The sequence below is a fragment of the uncultured Capnocytophaga sp. genome (assembly GCF_937936315.1).
Taxonomy (GTDB): domain Bacteria; phylum Bacteroidota; class Bacteroidia; order Flavobacteriales; family Flavobacteriaceae; genus Capnocytophaga.
Genome location: NZ_CALGWU010000056.1, coordinates 20,279 through 40,925, shown reverse-complemented (window position 1 = coordinate 40,925; position 20,647 = coordinate 20,279). Strand labels below are relative to the sequence as shown.

At 35.5% G+C, this 20,647-nt stretch carries 20 protein-coding genes; all 20 read right to left on the bottom strand.

The window, feature by feature from the left end:
• Positions 1-23: 23 nt before the first annotated feature.
• The 20 genes from Q0162_RS10345 to Q0162_RS10250 all read right to left on the bottom strand — a co-directional run bounded on the left by Q0162_RS10345 (position 24) and on the right by Q0162_RS10250 (position 20,647).
• Complete coding sequence (locus Q0162_RS10345) at positions 24-1,253, bottom strand: lipopolysaccharide biosynthesis protein (RefSeq protein WP_297891315.1); 1,230 nt, start codon at positions 1,251-1,253, stop codon at positions 24-26.
• Positions 1,246-2,712, bottom strand: a complete 1,467-nt coding sequence (locus tag Q0162_RS10340) for a hypothetical protein (RefSeq protein ID WP_297891312.1) — start codon at positions 2,710-2,712, stop codon at positions 1,246-1,248. The genes Q0162_RS10345 and Q0162_RS10340 overlap by 8 nt, the downstream gene beginning before the upstream one ends.
• Positions 2,713-2,714: 2 nt before the next feature.
• Positions 2,715-3,668, bottom strand: coding sequence for a Gfo/Idh/MocA family oxidoreductase (locus tag Q0162_RS10335; protein WP_297891311.1), 954 nt, complete (start codon positions 3,666-3,668; stop codon positions 2,715-2,717).
• Positions 3,669-3,678: 10 nt separating this feature from the next.
• Complete coding sequence (locus Q0162_RS10330) at positions 3,679-4,653, bottom strand: Gfo/Idh/MocA family oxidoreductase (protein ID WP_297891310.1); 975 nt, start codon at positions 4,651-4,653, stop codon at positions 3,679-3,681.
• A gap of 13 nt (positions 4,654-4,666) precedes the next feature.
• Positions 4,667-5,434 carry an oxidoreductase gene (locus Q0162_RS10325; protein WP_297891308.1) on the bottom strand — a complete coding sequence of 256 codons (768 nt, stop codon included), beginning with the start codon at positions 5,432-5,434 and terminating at the stop codon, positions 4,667-4,669.
• Complete coding sequence (locus Q0162_RS10320; protein ID WP_297891305.1) at positions 5,431-6,222, bottom strand: nitrilase-related carbon-nitrogen hydrolase; 792 nt, start codon at positions 6,220-6,222, stop codon at positions 5,431-5,433. The genes Q0162_RS10325 and Q0162_RS10320 overlap by 4 nt, the downstream gene beginning before the upstream one ends.
• Entirely contained in the window at positions 6,222-7,514 is a 1,293-nt protein-coding gene (locus Q0162_RS10315; protein ID WP_297891302.1) for a glutamate-1-semialdehyde 2,1-aminomutase, read from the bottom strand. The genes Q0162_RS10320 and Q0162_RS10315 overlap by 1 nt, the downstream gene beginning before the upstream one ends.
• A gap of 1 nt (position 7,515) precedes the next feature.
• Complete coding sequence (locus tag Q0162_RS10310) at positions 7,516-8,499, bottom strand: Gfo/Idh/MocA family oxidoreductase (protein ID WP_297891300.1); 984 nt, start codon at positions 8,497-8,499, stop codon at positions 7,516-7,518.
• Entirely contained in the window at positions 8,496-9,206 is a 711-nt protein-coding gene (locus tag Q0162_RS10305) for an acylneuraminate cytidylyltransferase family protein (protein ID WP_297891298.1), read from the bottom strand. Before Q0162_RS10305 ends, Q0162_RS10310 begins: the two co-directional genes overlap by 4 nt.
• 4 nt (positions 9,207-9,210) lie before the next feature.
• On the bottom strand, positions 9,211-10,254 hold the full coding sequence (locus Q0162_RS10300) for a nucleotidyltransferase family protein (protein WP_297891294.1): 1,044 nt from the start codon (positions 10,252-10,254) through the stop codon (positions 9,211-9,213).
• Complete coding sequence (locus tag Q0162_RS10295; RefSeq protein WP_297891291.1) at positions 10,254-10,925, bottom strand: PIG-L deacetylase family protein; 672 nt, start codon at positions 10,923-10,925, stop codon at positions 10,254-10,256. The genes Q0162_RS10300 and Q0162_RS10295 overlap by 1 nt, the downstream gene beginning before the upstream one ends.
• Positions 10,922-11,812, bottom strand: coding sequence for a formyltransferase family protein (locus tag Q0162_RS10290; RefSeq protein ID WP_297891288.1), 891 nt, complete (start codon positions 11,810-11,812; stop codon positions 10,922-10,924). The genes Q0162_RS10295 and Q0162_RS10290 overlap by 4 nt, the downstream gene beginning before the upstream one ends.
• 3 nt (positions 11,813-11,815) lie before the next feature.
• Positions 11,816-12,976: a UDP-N-acetylglucosamine 2-epimerase gene (gene neuC / locus Q0162_RS10285; protein ID WP_297891287.1), complete on the bottom strand. Its 1,161-nt coding sequence runs from the start codon at positions 12,974-12,976 to the stop codon at positions 11,816-11,818.
• On the bottom strand, positions 12,973-13,980 hold the full coding sequence (neuB, locus tag Q0162_RS10280) for an N-acetylneuraminate synthase (protein WP_297891286.1): 1,008 nt from the start codon (positions 13,978-13,980) through the stop codon (positions 12,973-12,975). Before neuB ends, neuC begins: the two co-directional genes overlap by 4 nt.
• Entirely contained in the window at positions 13,977-14,570 is a 594-nt protein-coding gene (locus tag Q0162_RS10275; RefSeq protein WP_297891285.1) for an acetyltransferase, read from the bottom strand. The genes neuB and Q0162_RS10275 overlap by 4 nt, the downstream gene beginning before the upstream one ends.
• Positions 14,567-15,709 carry a LegC family aminotransferase gene (locus tag Q0162_RS10270; RefSeq protein WP_297891284.1) on the bottom strand — a complete coding sequence of 381 codons (1,143 nt, stop codon included), beginning with the start codon at positions 15,707-15,709 and terminating at the stop codon, positions 14,567-14,569. Before Q0162_RS10270 ends, Q0162_RS10275 begins: the two co-directional genes overlap by 4 nt.
• A gap of 16 nt (positions 15,710-15,725) precedes the next feature.
• Positions 15,726-16,934: a UDP-N-acetylglucosamine 4,6-dehydratase gene (locus tag Q0162_RS10265; protein ID WP_297891283.1), complete on the bottom strand. Its 1,209-nt coding sequence runs from the start codon at positions 16,932-16,934 to the stop codon at positions 15,726-15,728.
• Between the two features lie 253 nt (positions 16,935-17,187).
• Entirely contained in the window at positions 17,188-18,411 is a 1,224-nt protein-coding gene (locus Q0162_RS10260) for a glycosyltransferase family 4 protein (protein WP_297891282.1), read from the bottom strand.
• Positions 18,393-19,532 (bottom strand): non-hydrolyzing UDP-N-acetylglucosamine 2-epimerase, encoded by a 1,140-nt coding sequence (gene wecB, locus Q0162_RS10255; protein ID WP_297891281.1) that lies wholly within the window; start codon positions 19,530-19,532, stop codon positions 18,393-18,395. Before wecB ends, Q0162_RS10260 begins: the two co-directional genes overlap by 19 nt.
• Positions 19,529-20,647: an NAD-dependent epimerase/dehydratase family protein gene (locus Q0162_RS10250; protein WP_297891280.1), complete on the bottom strand. Its 1,119-nt coding sequence runs from the start codon at positions 20,645-20,647 to the stop codon at positions 19,529-19,531. The genes wecB and Q0162_RS10250 overlap by 4 nt, the downstream gene beginning before the upstream one ends.

The window sequence follows — 20,647 nt, the reverse complement described above, 5'->3', positions numbered from 1 at the left end:
TCTTAAAAGAGTTTTTATCATTACTAGTAAATATAAGCTTTTCTAATCTTAAAGTAAAAAAACAGAGAGATTAAACACCTTGAAAAATAATAAATATTGAAACAGATTATAAATGTTTCTAGACAAATATAGTTTCCAATATAGAACAATAACAAGCTAATGCAATAAAGGGACAGAGAGATTAGTTCTGACCAAAAGATATAATTTAGTTTTACAATACTATTAAAGAACAAATAGAAAGGATCTACTAATGTTCTAAAGAACAATCCTATTACAGATAGAAACACTAAATATACATAGGGTAAATGGTTAGGGAAAAATAGCCCTACTAAAGGTGTTAGTAAAGTAAATAGCAATAAAGATCCTATAATGTTGTACGCTACTATAATTTTGATATTGTTATAGATTGTTTTATTAAAATTTGTTTTATCGCCTACGTCATAATATTTTATGGCTTTTGGGAAAAATATATTACCGATAGAGTTAGGGATTAGAATCCAAAGGGTTATTATTATAAAAAAGAGATACATTTTTCCTAATTCTTCATTTCCTAATATGAAGGAAATGCTCCACCGTTCTATTTGCGAATATAGCAAAGAAAAAATACCTGCGATAAAAGGGATAAAACCAAACCTCAATATATATTTCAAATGACTTATTTGTATTTCAAATTTAGTAAATTTAAAAGTTTTATCTATTGATAACATCATAAACAATAGAGGCTGAGTGAACAAACATATCAAAGCTCCTAGAAAACCATAGTAATACACCAAAGCTAGACAAAGGAAAGATATTATAGCACTTAGAGAGTTGGCATAGTTTAGTTTTTGTAGTTTTCCACTACCAATGAGGCGGTTGGTAAACCAATTATTAAATAACAAAAGTACGCCAATACTTATGCTTATAAATGCTGTGGTATAGTCTTTTATTACATTCAAAAGGATTAGGATTGCAGTGATTACAAACACACCTCCTGATACGATGATTAGGAAACTAAGTATATTATTATTTGTTTTTTCAATAGCTTTTTCATGACCTAATGCTATGATTCGGTATCCTCCATTGATAAGTCCTATTTGAAAAAGGGACAGTAATGAGGCGGTAGTATTGACCATTGTTATCAGTCCTAATTCTTCAAAACCTAAGAATTTCATAAAAGCGAATGAACGCACGAATCCTAAGGCTGCGGTAAAGACATTTATGAGCACGAATGAAAAAGAAGCTCTTTTAAAGAAACTTAGAAATTTACTCATTTGTAATAAAAGTGATCCATTTATCGAGAGAATCAGCTACAGTTTTAGCATTTTCATCTAAATTGATATGTAGTTTTTGGTGCATATTACTATAGAAATCAGTAAATCCTGGTAATAGATTTTTAAGATAAGCTAAGGTGAAATGATATAATTCGTCATCATCTTCATAGGATACCTCTTTCAAAGAATAAAGAAGTTCTTTTAATTCAAATACGTTGTCTAAGAAATAAACTCTTTTAGAGATTTTATAGAAGCTATTCCCGAATGTTATGACTTGTTTGTTGAGCATTAGAGCTTCAAATCCGCTGGTACCATTGATGGTTATTACTCCTTTACTATAATGGATAATTTCTTTTCCTGATGTATTTGTTTTTAAGAGTTTGATGTTAGGGATTGCTTTTAATCGGATATAATCTTGTACGTCTCTATAACCAAAGAACAGGGGGTGTTCTTTTACATATAGGAATTGATTGGGGGGCAGTTGAGCTGCGATATTTTCGATGAGTTTGATTTGGTGAGAGTATTTATTATTTCCCCAATAAATAACAACGGCCTCAGGTTCTATATGTATAGGATAATAGTAATATTCTTTTGATGTATCTAAATCATCAAAAGTAATTTGTTTATATTTTTTTAAGTTTTGAACTCTTTTTTGTAATAAATTATCTTTATATATAAACATATCAACGTTATCGACGATAGGGTCAAAAGATTTTGGTAGGATGAATCTTTTAGCTTTTATGCAATACAATTTGAATTTCAAGAAAAGATATTGTTTAAGAGATATACCGCCATTTACTTTCATTTTTGAGAAGAAAGAGGCGTTATCCTGACGTATATTTTTAATAAAGTTATCTATTCTATCTTTATTTTCGTCGATATCTTTTTTTGTAATTGAGTGGTATTCTTTTTCTAATGAAAATGGGGTACCCATAGCGCCATCGACTATTGAAAAGTCGAAGGAGTTTTTATTTTCACCTATGAGTCTTATATGAGTTGCATAGATTGCTTTTACTTTTTTACAGAAGCAATGGGCGATTTGTGTCATCAATAATGCTACAGGTTCATGTATAAAACAATCTATTTTATTTTGAGAGAAAATAGAATTCCAAACTAGATAGTATGTTTTTAAAAGAGTTATATTTTGTTCATAAGAGAGAAATTGACTCGTTCTATTTGCTGCTAATGCGCCATTAGCATTAAAGTTTCCATCAGTATTTTGTAAAATAAAATTATCTATTTCTTCTAAAGTAATTTTAGAGATATCTTCATGGGCTATTTTTTCCATTTCTTTTTTAAAGATAATGGGGTGTTCGATTCCAAAAGATTCTTTTAATAGTTTAGCATCTTCATTATCATAGGCTATATGGATGAGGTTGTATTTATTTTTCAAATACTTATGAAGGCTTCCATATAGGTAGGTGAGTTCTGAACGGCTAAAAAAGCATAAATTTTTCATTTTTAAATATACCTACAGATTTTCAAATATACTTTTTCAATCATTTCTTTTTGTTCTTGTAGGGAACAGAATTTTTCTGTTTTTCCATCGAGGAATGATTTCACTTGTAGATAAAGGCCTGGTTTAAATTCTTTATCTAGGGTATCGTCTATTTGTACGGGGTTTACGGCTACAGAACCTATTTCTTGAATTTGTAGGGTTTCCATAGGTTTAAAGTACAATCGGTGTTTAGGGGTTAAGATTTCGACACTCCATCTGCCAGGGGCTTCCCAATTGGCGTGATAAGAAAAGAGGGCGTTTTTATCAGTAATTCCTGCGCCGGAGAAAACACTTGCTGTGGGGTGCCAATCTAGTCCGCCTTTTTGGAATGTAGCTAATTCTTTTGGTTTTCCGCCTAAGAAAAAGGCTAAATCGGCGACATGGGTAGAGTTACCGAGGAAAAAGTAGAAGTATTTAGTAGCGAGGGTTTCTTCGTACATTTTTTTCAAAATATGGCTCCATTCGGTAAATTCGAACAAGAAGGATGATACGCCTCCATCGGCTTGAATAATTTCTTGAGCTTTGAGGGTAGAGGCATAAAATCGGCGGTTATAAGCCATCCAGACCTTTGCTTTTTTTTGTGAAGCTAGTTGTTCTAATGTTTGTATTTCGTTAGGGTGGCATATACCGGGTTTTTCTAAGAGGATGTGTTTAATACCGAAATTAAGAAGGGTTTTAGTTGTTTGGGCTAAAGCTTCAATATTTACATCAATAATTACGTGAGAAGGTTTTTCGGGATTAGTTGCTATATAGGCTTCTACACCCCCTATTATAGCGGGATGTCCTGTTTCTTCTTCAAAAATTTTTGCGTTATGGCTACCTCTTCCTATAGCTACATAATCGACATTTAATGCTTTGAGTACTTTTGCGTAATCTAAAGCGATTGTTCCTAGACCTACTAACCAAACTTTACTCATAATGTTTTTTTTAAGTAATTGGACAAATTTTGTTATTTACATTTTTTAGAATTTCTTTGTTATAGAAATCTAATAATGATTTGATAAAGGGTAAATGCAAATTCATAGATTCATTAAAGGGGGTAAGTTTTACTTCTTTTTTTAGTAAAACATCTTCGATTAATGTTCCTGTAAGTTGGCTTTGATAATAAAGATTGACTTTTTTTGTTTTAAACTCTTGGTCAGTGGATAATGAGTAGAAAGCTCTTGTTTCATCAACGACAATTGTTTTGTTTTTTGTTGTGATGGTTAACAAAGGGGCTATTTGAGAATTTTTAGAAGAGTTGATAATTAGGGTATCTCCTCTTTGTGTAGTAGCTAACAAAGTACCTGTAAATTCATAATAGCCTTTTCGTTTGCTTTCATAAACTGTTTTGTCAAGGGCATTTGTGTTTATAGTTATTTCTTTCTGATTAGTGATGAATGAGAAGCAATCTATAAAGTGAATGCTGTTACAAGCCAGCCCCCAGTCACTTCCTGAGACATTAAAGATGACGGTATCTTGTGCGATTAGATTTTTAATTTCGTCATAAAAAGGGAACATTCTACGGGGGCAATTGACCCAAGTATTGATATTGTGTTCTTGGAAAATTTTTTGAGCTTGAAAATACTCATCTTCTGTTTGGAAAAGAACTTTTTCTAATATAAGGTTTTTTACGTTTTTTGTTGTGATGAGTTCTTTTATGACAGATAGGCGTACCGCTGCGCTTGTAGCGACAATCACTAAGTCTAAATCATCATTCATTTCTTGTATAGAGTTAAGATAATGAACTTCTTTAGAAAAGTTATTTTCAGGTATTTCGTTGTAGTATTGTTTAGCTTTTTCTAAAGACTCTAGACTGCTATCTACTACATCAATTTTTAGATTTAGCTGAGCTGTTTTTGCTCCTTGTAGGTGTCTACTTCCTAATTGACCGACACCTATAATTCCTATATTTTTTTTCATTATTTATTATTTTCTACAATGTAAATCCATCGTCTACGACTATATTTTGTCCGTTTACGAACTTGGATAAATCGGAGAGCAAGTATATGAGAGTACCTGCAATGTCATTAGGGTTGAGCATTCCTTTGTTTAAGCAAAATTCTTTATACGCTTTTAAGAAAGGCTCAGGTTGTTTATCCTCTATGCCTCCTAAAGAAATAGTATTTACTCTAATATTTTTCCCTTTAAAGTACTTAGCCATATATTTTGTAAGGTGTATTAAACCTGATTTGATAGCGGCATACTCTACAGGCATTGTCATTGGGGTATTATCATAGATTTCAAATCGTGGAGCGATTACGCCGTAGATGGATGCTAGATTAATGATATTACCATATCCTTGCTCATAAAAATACTTAGCAAAGAATTGTGAAGTAAGGAAATAGCCACCTAAGTTCATTCCTATATTTTCACAAAAGTCATCATAAGTTACCTCGAAAAAGTGCTTACCATAGTTTTTGTTGCGAGGGTAGGCACTATTGACTAAGGCGTCTATTTTGCCATATTTTTGGGAAATATTATTGATAAGGGCTATAATGGAATCTTTATCAGTAATATTGATTTGTGCAGGCACTATGTTATCATTTTGTAATGAAGTACATAGTTTTTGGGCTATGGCAATATCATATTCTGCTACTACAGCAACACCTCCATTATTGGCAATCTCTTGGCAAAATGTTTTGCCTAATAGACCAGCACCGCCAGTAACTACTACTATTTTGTCTTTTACTAAGTCGCTCATAATATATTTTTGTACAGTGTTGTTTTTCTATCGTTTTTCACTGGGAAATCTGTTCTATATTGAGTTACTTCCTCAAGATTAAGTTCATATAGGGTTACCTCTTCAGAGAGAGGGGTTCCTTTTATCACTTCGCCATAAGGGGAGACGATGAGTGAAGAGGGAATATATAGTAATCCATTACCATCAGTTCCTATACGGTTGACAGCGATCATAAACACCTGATTTTCTATAGCTCTTGCTTTGTTGAGAGTTTGCCAATGGGTTATTCTACGTTCGGGCCAATTGGCTATATTTATTATCACTGAGCAATCTTTAGAATAGGCTTGATAAAGTTCTGGAAAGCGTAAGTCGTAACAAATTGTTAGGCCTATAGTAGCTCCTGCGATAGTTACCTTTTTAAGTTCTTCTCCAGCTTGGTAATAGTCATTTTCATTGGCATACGAAAAAGGGTGTATTTTAGCATAGGAGGTTAGTAATTGACCTTGTTCGTTTACCACAGCCAAGTTGTTAGTAGCCTTATCTTCTTTTGATAATACGACTCCGAAAGCTATAGATAGCTTATGTTTTTTAGCTTGTTCTTTAAAGAAAGTGATCGTTTCTGACGAAAGTTCATTTTCTTTAATTTTTTGGCTTTCCATTGTAAAACCTGTGAGTGTCATTTCGGGATATACAACCAAATTGGTATCGGAGCAATGTTCAGTAATAAGAGCTAATGTTTTTTCAACCTTTTGTTTATTTTCGTTTTTATTTTCCCAACTTTGGTTGAGAGATACCAATGCTACTTTCATTAGTTATATTTTCTAAATACAGGTTTGATAGTGTCGCCTACTAAATATTTATCTACCCCATCATTGAGGGCTTTAGCATATACTTGTAATGATTTGCGTACTGCCTCAAGGGTTTTGTTTAATTCTTTGTCTGTATGAGCATACGAAATAGCGATCCAAGGCATTAGGACGCCATTTTTGATCATTTCTTGAGAGAATAGGGTTCTAAAAGCTAACGAGACTTCTTTATTAGCGTCTTTTGTGACGTAATTAGGGGAGCATTCAATTCCAGTGAGAGCGAAATGATCGCTTATCTGTAATTCTTTTGCGATAGCATTCATTTCTGAGATTAATTTTTTGCCATATTTCCACAAATGATCTACCACTTTGTGTTCTTTATAGAATTTTATAGTTTCTACTAAAGCTCCTAGTCCACACATTTCGGCGCCGTGAGTAGTAGAGGTAAGGAAGACGCGTTCAGCACCTATTTCTTTGATACCACCTATTTTCATAAACTCACGTTTACCACATAGGGCAGCTACAGAAAAACCATTAGCCATACCCTTGCCAAAGGTACAAAGGTCGGGTTCTACATTATAGTAAGTTTGAGCACCTTGCAAATGCCAACGGAAACCTGTTATCATTTCATCAAGGATAAATAAAGCTCCATTTTTATGGCATAATTCTTTTACTTTTTGCAAGAAATTATCTTTAGGGTGTTCGCTTGTTGCGGGTTCTAAAATTACACCAGCTACTTGATTAGGGTGTTGAGCAAACAAAGTCTCTAATGACTCTATATCATTATATCTAAAGTGTACTGTGTGCTCATAGTTTTCTTTAGGAATACCACGAGTAAGCACTGTATCACCGATAAACCAATCATCGTAGGAAAAGAAAGGGTGGTCTAGACAACGGATGATGTATTTTCTACCGGTATAGGCACGAGCCATTTTGACGGCGGCAGAAGTTACGGTAGAGCCATTTTTAGCGAATTTGACCATATCTACACTAGGGATGAGGTCAACCATTGCTTCGGCAGCTTCTAATTCTATGACAGAAGCGCGTGTAAGGTTATTGCCTTTCCAGATTTGCTCAATAGCGGCATTAGCAACTCTTTTCTCTCCATAGCCTAAAGTGACAGCTCGCAAAGCCATACCATAGTCTAAGAATTCTTTCCCATCGGGAGTGTAAAGGTAAGCGCCTTCCCCTCTTTCAAATATTTGGGGGGCGTTTTCGGGGTATTGGTCGTCTCCTCTACTATAAGTATGACAACCACCAGGGATTAGATTATTTAAACGTTCGCTATAATTCATTTTAGAATCCTCCATCTGAATTTTCTATTTGATTTAATAATTCTAGTACTTTTATGTCGTCCTGAACTGTATTTGGGTATAGTTTAGGGTTTTGAATACCCTTAATGAAGCTATCGACTTCATCGATATACATTTTTTCGCCTATATTTTTATTATATCCTGAAGCGGATTCGAATTGAGGTTGTTCAAAATGTATCCATCTTCCATTTTCTACTTCATACAAATGGAAGGCTGCTTCATCCCATTTCCATTGTATTTGGGCTTTTTCGAGATTAATTATCAAGTTTCTAACGGCGTAGCGAGAGGCTACATCGACGAGGACAGTACCTACTTTATCGGGATATTTTAAGGTAAATGCGTAAGAATCTTCTATTTCACAACCGAAATTGATTGTTTTTTCGAAGAGGCCTTTGGCGGAAATTGGCCATCCTATGGTGTCAACTATCCAAGTTAGTTCAAAAGGTACGATTTCTCTACCGCCTCCTGTAATGCGTTTTGAGACGTAGAAGTCATTTACATGTTCCCAAGGGTGCCAATCGGGCAGGTATTGACCAGAGTGGTATGAAAAGTTAGTAATCTTTCCATATTGGCCATTTTTTATAATGTTTGATATATTTTTTATGATAGGATGGAAACGGAGCGTACAAGAGGGGGCAATAAAAGTATTATTTTTGTTATACTCAAGCATATCTTTTACTTCTTCGATAATAACGCTGGCTTCTATAAAAGCAGGTTTGTTATGATCGATTGCTATTTTAGCATAGTGGGTATGCAAATTAGGGGGTGTAGAAATGATAAAAGCATCGAAATCAGATAGATCCTGAGAGTCTAAGGAGTTAACTGTTTTTATATGATACTTATTTTCAGTTTCTTTTCTTCGGTCTTCACGGGGGTCAAAACCTACTATATGAGTATATTGTAAGGCTTGCAAACATCTGACGCGCCTTTTACCCATTGATCCTAGTCCAATTACTAAAAATTTCATAGTATGTCGTTCTTTTTATAATTTAGAATTGTTTCTATACACAAAAAATCGTAGATATCATCTACTTCGTAGTTTTGCCATCGTTCAATAAAATAAGGTATTGAAAGTTCGCTATAGAAGAGTTTTTCTTTTTCGAAATAGCTAGTTTTCACTAAGTAAGATACGCCATAAGGGAAGTAAGCTTTTGATAGTTCTTGTCTTTGGGTAACTTTTTTAGCATCTTCTATAAAAGGGTTTATTTTATTATTTTTTATTGTTTTTACTATAAATGGGTGTTCTGTATGTACTTCTCCTAAGCTAACAACGCTTATGGTATCTTCTTTTAGGAGGGCGATACAGTTATCTATATCTCCTTTTTTTCTTAAAGGAGAGGTGGGTTCTAATAGGAGTATATAGTCGAACTCGTGTCCTTTGGAACGATAATAATTTATTGTATGTAGGACGAAAGCTGAGGAGGGTGATGTATCAGTTGCTAGTTCTGAGGGTCTTAGGAAAGGTACTTTAACGCCGAAACTTTCGGCTACGGCAGCTATTTCAGGGCTATCAGTAGAGACGAATATTTCGTCGATATAGTGGCTTGCTTTGGCTTGTTCTATGCTCCAACCGATGAGAGGTTTGCCAGATAAAGGTTTAATATTTTTACCGGGTAGTCCTTTGCTACCTCCTCGTGCAGGGATGATTGCTAATATTTTTTTATTATTATACATTACCTTAGTGTTCTAAATGTTTAATAAACTCTTGAGCGTGTTCATAGTCTACGGTTTTACCGATGTCTATCCAATAGCCTATGATGGGGTCGTAGACTAATTTGCCACCTTCGGTAACTAGTTGTTCCATTACATCGGTGATGTCGCAATATTTATTTTTTTGTATTTTAGAGATTAGAGATCGTTTGAGTATATAAATACCTGCGTTTGAGTGGTAAATAAAGCTTGGTTTTTCTTTAAAGTTAGTTATTTTTCCTGCTTTAGTTTCGAAAACGGCATAAGGGATATCTACTTTGTACTCAGTAGAAGCGACTGCCATATCGGCATTTTCATTGATGAGTTTTAGGTATAGGGACTCGAAATTTACGTTGGTAAACAAGTCGCTATTCATTAGCAAGATATGTTCAGTTGTTAAGTTATCAATGAGGGCTAAAGCGCCTGCAGTACCTAGGGGTTCGTTTTCCCATACGTACTCTATATTGATATTTTTTTGGTTCCCATCGCCTAAATAATCTACTATTTGCTCACCAAGGTATTTTACAGAAATATAAATTTTTTTGATGCCAAAACTGATAAGTCGGTCTATATTGTGTTCAATAATGGGTTTGCTCCCCAACTGCAACATAGGTTTAGGGATAGTATCGGTGAGGGGGCTCAAACGTTTGCCACGGCCGCCAGCCATTATCACAGCTTCTAAAGGGAGTTTAGCTTGGGTGGATTCTAGATCTATCAAATCGACTAAGATTCCTTCGGAGTTGAGGATAGGTAGGATTTTAATATCTAATTTTCTATATTTCTCAAAACTTTGGTAAGAGTCGGTTTGATATAATCGTTTAAAATCGGGGTTAGCTATTTCGCCTAAAGTTTTTTGTAGGTTTTGTTCGGCTATGATAGATCTGCGTATATCGCCATCAGTAACAGAACCTACAACCTTGTGGTTGTCATCTATCACGAATAGGATGAGCCTACTCAAATTGCGTAATTTGTTGAGGCGCTGTAGTCCTTCTACCAAGTTTTTATTCTTATGTATTAAAACATCCGTTCTCATTATTTATCAATATATTTGATAAGCTGGAAAGCTTCGGCATACTCTACACCTACAGTTGCGCCGCGAAAAGTGGCTAGGGCTTTTATATTTTTCAGATTTCTTGGGAAAGGGTGTTCACCAAGTTCAGAGTTATAAACTTTCATTAGGTTGATTTTTTCTTCTAAAAAAGGAGAAATATCTACGAAATAATTGGGTATGAATACTTTTTCGGGCAACTGAGGGGCGAATTCGGTTTCTGAAATGCATTCATACATAAGGACTTGTTTTATGAAAGGGTATCTAAAAGATTTTGTACAAGCCATTACAGCGTCGAATGTAATTCTGTGGTCGGAGTGAGCGTCGGAGCGGTTTAAGCAATAAACAATTTCGGGTTTGATTTCAGTGAAAACATTAGATATTTTTGGCACCATTTCGATGAGGGTGCTTGTTGAGAGAGACATTGTAGGGTAGTTTAACATAAATAGTTTATCTACACCTAAAGCGTCTGATATTATTTGTATTTCTTTTTGCCGGCTAGAGATTCGTTCTTTAGAAAATCCTTGGTGTTCAAAGATATTAGTTGTAATGATCCAATATATTTTATCTCCGTTTTTCTTATGTTTTAGTAAGGTGCCACCAACTCCTAAAATTTCATCATCGGGGTGAGCTGAAATGACTACAATTTTTTTCATAAGTACTGTCCTTTTTTTGGGAGTTCTAAGAACTCGTGTTCTACAATTTGAATTGCTCCGTCATAAGTTTTTACAAGAATTTTGTTGTCTTCGACGTTTAAAACTTTTCCTGGTTCATAGTTTGCAAAGATACAATTTTTTTTCAGTACTTTCCAAATTTTGATTTCTTTTTCATCATTTGAGATAAGATGTGCTCCTACATAGGGATGAGTTAGGGCTCTTACTAAATTGCAGATAGCATCGGAGGACATTCTGAAGTCGATTTGGCCGTCTATTTTTCCTCGTTTTCTCCATGAATTTCCTGCAGTTATATCTTGTTTTATCTTCTCTATATTATTACCTTTTAACTCAAATTCTTTAGAAAAAGATATCATTTGTTTTACAGCGACTTCAGTTATTTTTTTATAAAGAGTAGCTGCTGTATCAGATTCTTCTATAGTTACTATTTCTTGTGAAATAATATCGCCAGTATCAGCACCTTCGTCCATTATAAAAAAGGTGCTTGCGGTTTTTTTCAAGCCTAAGAAGATAGCCCATATTAAGGGGTGGCGACCTCTGTTGTTAGGGAGCTCAGCGGGATGGAATCCAACTACTCCATATTTTGGGATGGACAATATCTCGGCAGGGAGTATATGAGACCAACCAAAGCAATAGATTACATCGGGATTTAATTCTTTTAGAAAAGAGATAATTTCTTCTTCATTATCTTTTTTCTTAAAGCAGGTAGGTATATGGTGTTTTTCTGTCAATGGGGTTAAATCGCAGAAGTCAGCATTAAAGTCTGATTTTTTTTTGGTGATGACTCCTACTATGTTAAATTCATTTGTTATCAGCGCTTGTAGAGCTTGATATGAAAAATCGACAGTACCGATAAAAACTATTTTCATTTCTTATAAATCATAAAATTGTTTTTTAAGTATATTATTTAAATCTATACTTTTTAAGACTTTTACTATATTTTTTGAAGGGGATTCAGCTCCTTTATAGGGGTTTTCTACTGTTTTTAAAATTTCTTTAAATTCAGTTGAAATTGCTTTGTTGATAGCGATTTCAATATTTTGTGATGAGGAGTCGCATTGTATTACACTTTTAGCCATTATTCTACCTCTTTGTCTATCGCCTATGTTTACAGTTGCAATTTTAAAGCTAGGGGCTTCGAGTAATCCACTTGAAGAATTTCCTATTACGGCATCTACATATTGCAAGGCTGAGAGATAGCGGAGTTGGCCTAAAGAGGTAAAACAAATTGCTTTTGAAGTGTTTTTGGCTACATAATCATCAATCATTTGGTTTACGATTCGTCCATCGGTATCGGAGTTAGCTTTGGTGAATATAATTTTGCAATTTTCGATTTTGTTCAAAGCGTTCAATAGTTGTTGGAATTGTTCACCAGAGGTTGATTTTTCGAGGGTAACGGGATGGAAAGTGACTAAAAATGTGTATTTTTCATCTAACTTAAAATTGATAGAGTTTTCAAAATCTTGTTTAGATAAGAGTTTCATTTTGGAGATATTTTCGAGTCCTAAAGCGCCTACGTTGAAAACTTTAGTGGGGTTTTCTCCTAATTGGATGATTCTTTTTTTATACTCTTGGGTAGCACAAAAATGTATTTGGGACATTTTGGTAATGCTATGCCTAATAGATTCGTCTATCAATCCTTCTGTAGCTTCTCCTCCGTGGCAATGAGCTATGGGTATACGAGCGATCATAGCAGCGCTTACTGCGGCAAATATTTCGAATCTATCGCCTAATACTAGAGTGATATCGGGTTTTAGTTCGGCAAAAGCTTCGGAAAAAGAAATCATTGCTAATCCCATACTTTTAGAGATTCCTATAGGGGTATCGGAAGATAGGAGGATTTCTATTTTTTTATCAATAGTAAAACCTTCTTTTTCAATTTCTTTATAAGTTAATCCAAATTCAGGGGATAGGTGCATTCCAGTTGCTATCAGCTGGAGTTGCAAATCTTTGTGTTCTTGAATTGCTTTTATGGTGGGATATAACAAGCCGAATTCGGCTCTTGTTCCGGTTATGACACAAATTTTTCTCATAGTTCAATCAAATCGTCTTCTTGGAAGTTTTTTTTAGCGGTTTTACCAATTAGGTTATCCCATTGCATAGGAGAAATTCCTGTAGCGGGTCGTTTTACGGTTAAGTTTTCAATGGTAAAGGGTTCTCCTTTGAGTATTTTTTTGGCGGCGACGATACTTTTTCTGACGATAGGTTTGTTTTTAGCCTCGGAAGCTGAAACCTCTTTGATACCAGAACCGCCTATTGCTTTTTCTATATTTCGAATAGCGGTTACCATAGCTTTTAGTTCGTGGGGTTCAAGTGATGCTTTATGGTCGGGGCCGGGTAGGTTTTTGTCTAAGGTAAAGTGTTTTTCGATCACGGTAGCTCCTAAGGCAACCGCAGCTATAGGGACTTCTATTCCTAAGGTATGGTCGGAATAACCTATGGGCACTTCTAATTCTCGCTGTATATGGAGCATAGCTTTTAAATTTACATCCTCCATAGGGGTGGGGTATTCCGTATTACAATGCAATACTGTAATTCTGTTTTTGCTTACCCCGTTATCAGTTAGTACTTTTACGGCGTCTTTTATTTCGGAGATCGTAGCCATGCCTGTAGAGAGTATCACTTCAGGGAAAAGAGTTGCTACTTTTCTTAGATAGGGCAAGTTAGTAATTTCACCTGAAGGGATTTTGGCTATTGTAATACCTAAGCCAGCTAAGAATTCTAACGATTCGAAATCAAATCCAGTAGAGAGGAATTGTACGCCTTTTTTGGAGCAATAGTCAATTAACTCTTTGTGAACATCTTGGGAGAGTTCTAATTTTTTGAGCATTTCGTATTGGGAGTCGTTGTTTTGTGTATTTTTATCTTGATAAGCTGCTCTTTTTGCTTGTTTGGTTACTAAGTTGCCAGCTTTGAAAGTTTGGAATTTCACATAGTCGACTCCTGCTTCAGCGCCTTTATCAATAAGGGCTTTAGCTTTGGCGGTATCGCCATTATGATTAACACCTGCTTCGGCTATAATAATTGTTTTTTTCATCTTTTTATAAATTCTCCTGCTGATATAATACTATTGGGAGGAATAGTTATTCCATTGGAAATAGTAGCATTACTTCCTATAAAAGTGTTTTTACCAATTATGCTATCTCCATTAACCACAGTTGCTGTGGATATATGACAAAAATCTTCTATTTGGACACCATGTTCAATATTTGCTTTGGTATTGATAATACAGTTTTTTCCTATCTTAGCACCTGCATTCACTAAAGCGTGATGCATTATAATTGTACCTTCTTCTATAATAGCGTGTTTTGACACATATGCCAAAGGAGAGATCACTACGGGCAATTGATAGCCTATTGATTTTAATTTTTGGAACAAACGTACTCTCAAAGCACTACTTTTGATTTGTCCTACAGAGATAATGGCGTTAGGGCAAGTTAGGTATAATTTTTCTAAATCGTCGTCAGTGCCTATAATTTTATATCCTAATACTTTTTTTCCTACATGTTCCTTGGTATCGATAATTCCTTTGATGGTATATTTTCCTTGTTGTTCAATTACATCTATGACCGAGGCACAATGACCTCCGCCTCCTACAAGGATGATATTAGGTTTTTCTTTTTTCATCTCACTCCACTGGGTATATTCACTACTCTAGCTTCTAACCATTCGGCGTTGCTAAGGTCAGTTTTAGGGGAATCTTTAAACATTGGTAGCTGGTTCATCAGCTGCCATATAGGGCGAGTCATTACAGCCTTAGCATTACTTTCTGTAAGGAAAGCATCACGCTCTTCTTTGTTTTTTAAGATAATAGCGTTGAGCCAATAGTTGCATCGTTCTTCTGCTCGCTCAGCGAAAAACGCAATACCTTGTTTTTGAAAATAGTTTTTATAGGCTTCGGCAGTAGTGCGTTTGTTGGCTAAAAAGTGATCTAATTGTTCTAATTGGGCTACGCCTAATGCAGCGTTGATATTGGGCATACGGTAGTTATAGCCTATTTCATCGTGTACAAATTCCCAAGCGTGAGGCAATTTGGCTTGAGTGGTGAGGTGTTTGGCGTGTTTGCCTATGGTCTCATCATTGGTGAGAATTACACCTCCGCCGCCTGTAGTAATTGTTTTGTTGCCGTTGAAAGAGATAGCACCTATTTTGGCAAAGGAGCCCAAATGTTTGCCTTTGTAATAGCTACCCATAGCCTCGGCAGCATCTTCTACTACTTCTATATGATAACGATCGCAGATAGCTATAATTTCTTCTATACGGCAGGCGTGTCCAAAGGTGTGCATTGGCATACACGCTTTGATACGTCGGCCTGTTTGTTTATGGTAGCATTCATTACCTCGTAGTTCGGTATTTTCTTTTAAAAAGCGCTCTAAAGAGGTAGGAGAGAGTCCCATAGTATCTTTATCGACATCTACAAAAACGGGTACAGCTCCTGCATATACGATAGCATTAGTAGTCGCTATAAAGGTTAGTGGTTGAGTGATTACCTCATCACCAGCTTCTACCCCACTGAGTTTTAGGGCTATATGGAGAGCATTGGTACCGTTTACGCATACTACAGCATATTTGGCTCCTGTATAAGCGGCTATTTTTTGTTCGAAGAGGTCTACAAATTTTCCTACACTTGATACGAAAGTAGTATCGATACACTCTTCTAAATATTTTTTTTCGTTCCCTGCAAAAGTAGGGGCGTGTAGAGGGATAAAATCTTCTTTTTTGCCGTAAAGGTCGCGTATGAATGATATGGTTTCGGGTATGTTCATTGCCTTAATTTTGTAATTACATTTTGCTATCTAAATAGCGTCCTGTTTCTTGGTGGTCGAAATTTACTAAGAATGCTTTCATCAGCTGAGTGATGTCTTTTTTTTCGGTTGTGGGGTTATCAAATAGTTGGTTTAGTTTATCTATAAAATTTTCTATTTCGGTTATTTTTTTGAATGATTGTAGAGATATGACTCCTAATGAGGAGTAGCTATCTAAGGCTACTTTTTCTTCTTCTGTGTAAAATTCCTCGTAGGGTTTTTCGCCTGTGGTATCGCTTTTTGAGAAATAAACGGGATACCATTTATCTGTTTCTTTTCTATTTTCAGCCTTAGTGATAGCTTCAGTTTCAGTTTGACATTCCAGAGGGGTGTATCCTAAATCTTTTAATAGCTGGGAGGCTATCTCGGAGAAAGTAAGCACTTGTTCTTTTTTGAGTTTAGGGAAGTATATTTCTCCTGTATTCCCTAATATACAAGCCATTAAGCAAATTTGTCCGCTTTCTTGGGGAGATACAAAGTAACGAGTTACATCGGAAGGGGCTGATAATGGTTGGTTTTTAGCAATACGCTCTAAAAATCCTGCTGGCAATGAGCCATTAGAGAAAGCAACATTGGCAAAACGTGCTGTAGTTACGGGGAACTTATGTGCATAAGCCATTATCATATCTTCCATTATTTTTTTGCTACCTCCCATTATATTTACGGGGTTAGCAGCTTTGTCGGTCGATACACAAAAGAAGTGTTCAGGAGGATAGTCACACAATAAATCTAAGAATTTTTTAGCGTTTACTACATTGTTTTTGAGTAAGGCTTCTACTGAATATTTATCTTTTTCGCTTCGTACGTGTTTGTGAGCTGAAAAGTTAGCGACTATATCAAACCCGCCACGATCTTTGAACATTTTCACAAAAGTGTCATCGGCGTAATTCATAGGGTAGGTTACATAGTCAGTAGGCACAGTAAAGGCAGAAGTACTGCGCAATTCGCGAGTGAGTTCAGTAAGTCCGTTTTCACTAATATCTACTACTACCAAGGTTTTAGGTTTGAAAGGTAGTAAGGCTTTGATATATGAACTTCCAATAGAACCTGCACCACCGATTACCAATACACTCTTGCCCTCAATAGCCTTAGTTAATGCTGATCGATGGGTGTATAAATCTGCCTGGAACATACTTTCAGGGCGCTTGGTAACATATTTTGCTATGAAATTGCTGATGTTTAACATAGTAAGTTGCTAAAATTCTTTATATATGTTTTTGTTTTTTAATTGTAATATTTTCTAATAAGACAATGCTCTCACGAATCAACAGCTATAAGGGCGTTGGGGTAAGAGCATTTGAAAGGAACTTTTTAGCAAAGAGGGGTTCTCATTGCAAGTATAGTTTTTTCTATTTTTTAGATGTATGGTGTGTGTAGCCAAAATGAGTAATATTTAGGTTGCAAATATAGTGTATTTTCTTGAAATATAAAAGAGGTTGTTACCCAAATAAACTTTTTTCTATGTGTTTTTGTGTAGTTTCTACATTAAATCTTTGATTTAGCAAATTAAAACTATTATTTCCCATTCTTTCGCGTAATTGTTTTGATTGTAATAATTGTTGTGCGGCCATAAAAAGTTCTTGTTTATCAGCATTTTCAAAGATAAACCCCGCTTTTGCTTCATTGATAACCTCTTTTAAATCATTGCCCTTATTCACACAACCTAAAATGGGTTTAGAATACTCCATATATCCTAAAAGTTTACCGGGGAAATTATGAGTTAAATGATTAGGGTGAAGATTGAAAAGCCCAACATCAAACTCTGAAAGCATTTGAAAATACTCTTTTTGATCTACTGCTGGTAAATAAGTAACATTAGTTAAATTGTATTCTCTCTGTTTTTCTAATATTAGGGCTACTTCATCACCTTTTCCTACAAATAGAAAATGAGCTTCGGGGAAAGGTTCCATAGCAATGGCTAAATCTACTAAGTTTATCATATTTTGGGCGTGCCCTATATTTCCTCCATAGAAAAAGACTATCTTATTTTCTAAGTGTAAAGATTTTCTGTATTTATTTGATTGAAGAGGCAAGGGATCTATCTTTGTCCAGTTAGGCAAAACCTCAAACTTCGCAGGATTTTTTAAATTTTCTTGACACCATTTCAAATTGGCTTCAGACATCACACCTATACAATCAGCATTTTTATAATTAATACGTTCAAAATGCTTGAAATATTTGTGAATAAGGGAATCTTTCTTCATCAGTCCATTGTCTATAGTCCATTGAGGAAAGATATCTCTCAATATCAAATAGGTTTTAGCATTGTACAAATTTTTAAGTTTTGATATGAGTTTTCCCCAAAATATAGATGGAGAATAGTAGACTATTGCATCAAAATGATTAGTTTTAAAGAAAGTTTTGCAATATTTCCACGCTCTATAGGATAACAGAGACTCATTGATAGCTCTCTTTATTTTTGGGATGTTTTTTATTTTACCAGATTTAAAGAAAATGGTATCAATACCCTGTACTTCTTTTTGTTCAAAACTTTTTTTCAATGTATGCAAAGGGGTTAATACACTAACGTGAAACCCTTTATCTTTAAAAGATGTAGCTAATTCAAACATCATTTTAGCTGCCACTTTTGTACTATAGGGCAGAAAGTCATCTACAATAAACAAAATTTTCTTTGTTTTCATACTTAAATTTTTTCTTGCCAAACGACTCTTTTTACATAATCAGTATAAGAAATGATAATGCGCACTATTTTTTCTGACACATTAGGCATTGAATAATCGGCTACGGGGCGATAGTTGCGCTGATTGCCTATCTGTTGTTGCAATACTTGTGTGAGTCCTTGCATAATGCGCTCGGGTGATAGGCCTACCATCATTACCGATGCTTCTTCCATTGCTTCAGGGCGTTCGTGAGCTTCACGGAGATTTAAGGCTCTGAAATTCAGTATAGAAGATTCTTCTGAAATCGTACCGGAATCACTTAGCACTACATAAGCTTTTTGTTGTAAAGCGTTGTAATCGTGAAATCCTAAAGGTTTTAGGAATTGAATTTCGGGGCGCATTGCTATTTGTTTCTTATCTATCATATTGCGAGTGCGCGGGTGAGTAGAGACGATGATGGGGTAATGGTATTGCTCGGCAATTGTGTTGAGAGCATTCATCAGGTTAGTAAAGTTTTTTTCGGAAGAGATATTTTCTTCGCGATGGGCTGATACTACAAAGAATTTACCTTCCTCTAAACCTAAAGTTTGTAACACTTTTGATTTTTGGATTTCAGGTAGATAGTGGTGTAGTACTTCATACATAGGAGAGCCTGTTTTGATAACTCTATCAGCAGGAAGTCCTTCTCTGAGGAGGTACTCACGGGCAATGCTTGAATAGGTGAGATTGATGTCGGAAGTATGATCTACGATTTTTCTATTAGTTTCCTCGGGCACTCGTTGGTCGAAACAGCGATTGCCTGCTTCCATATGGAAAATGGGTATATGTTTTTTCTTAGCTGGAATCGCACACAGGCACGAATTAGTATCGCCTAACACTAAAAAAGCATCGGGCTGGAGTTTATCTAATACGGGGTCTATTTTAATGAGGATGTTACCAATGGTCTCGGTAGCAGTTTTACCTGCTGCTTCTAAGAAATAATCGGGTTTGCGGAGTTGTAAATCTTCAAAAAAGATTTGATTGAGCTCATAGTCGTAATTTTGACCAGTATGCACAATGATATGTTCTATAGCCTCAGAAGCATCTAAGGCTGTGAGGACACGAGATAAACGAATAATTTCGGGGCGAGTGCCCACTACGGTTACTACTTTTAATTTTTTCATACTTTTAGAAAATAAGTGTCGGCATTATCGGGGTTATATGGTTCATCAATCCAGAAGATAGTGTACAAATCATCATTTCCTATGTTGGTAATGTTGTGAGTGTACCAAATAGGCATATCTACATAAGCAGGTTCGTTGCCATCTAAATAGAAATCTAATACTTCTTGAGTATCTATTTTTCGCAACTGAATTAAGGCTTTTCCTTTGATAACTGTAAAACGTTCTATCTTGCGGGTGTGGTAATGATTGCCTCGAGTGATATGCGGGTGAGTGGTGGAAAAAGAGCATTGACCTCCAATTCCTAAACGAATGACTTCTACGAAAGCTCCACGATCATCGGTATGTTGAGTGAGTTTGACTGGAAAATGGCTCTTATGATCTATATATGAGCGAAAGGTATTGAACAAGTTGTGCTCAAAAGGATTTTTAAGGGTGGGTATTTCACCTTTTTCTAAATAGCTCACTTTAAAACCTTCCAAAAGAGTTAATACTTCTGAGACTTTTTTAGTAGCTGTAGGAGTTACTTCCAAAGCAGGGGTACTTCTTTCAGCGCGAATTTCGTCTATGATAAGTGATATGAGTTCTTGTACATAAATGAGGTTTACCTCAGCATCGGTAGCGATGGTGGGTGTTTGTCCGTGAGTGAGTTGATAGCAGAAAGTTGCAATAAACGAGTTATAAAACGGCTTACCAAAAGCACCAAACACATTGGGAATGATGAGGCCAGTAGCTTTTCCTCCGCAATTTTTAGCCCATTCATTTAGGAGCTCACGCGCTACACGTTTAGATTTTCCATAGAGGTTTTCACGTTCTTCTTGAGTGGAAGAAGATATGAAAACGTGTGCCTTACTTTCAGTTTTTTTAAGTGCTGTTATGAGCTTTTGAGTAAGAGAGATATTCGTATCATAAAGTACTTGTTCACTCTCGTGACGATTGACAGCTGCCAAATGCACTATCACATCACATTGAGCTACAAACTGTGCTAATGTATCCTCATTTTCAAAATAAACATCCTCAAAAGGGATACATTCAAACTCATTTGGGAAAAGCTGGAGAGAGTTGTACAAATGACTTCCTATAAAACCTTTTTGTCCTGTAATACCTATTTTTTTCAT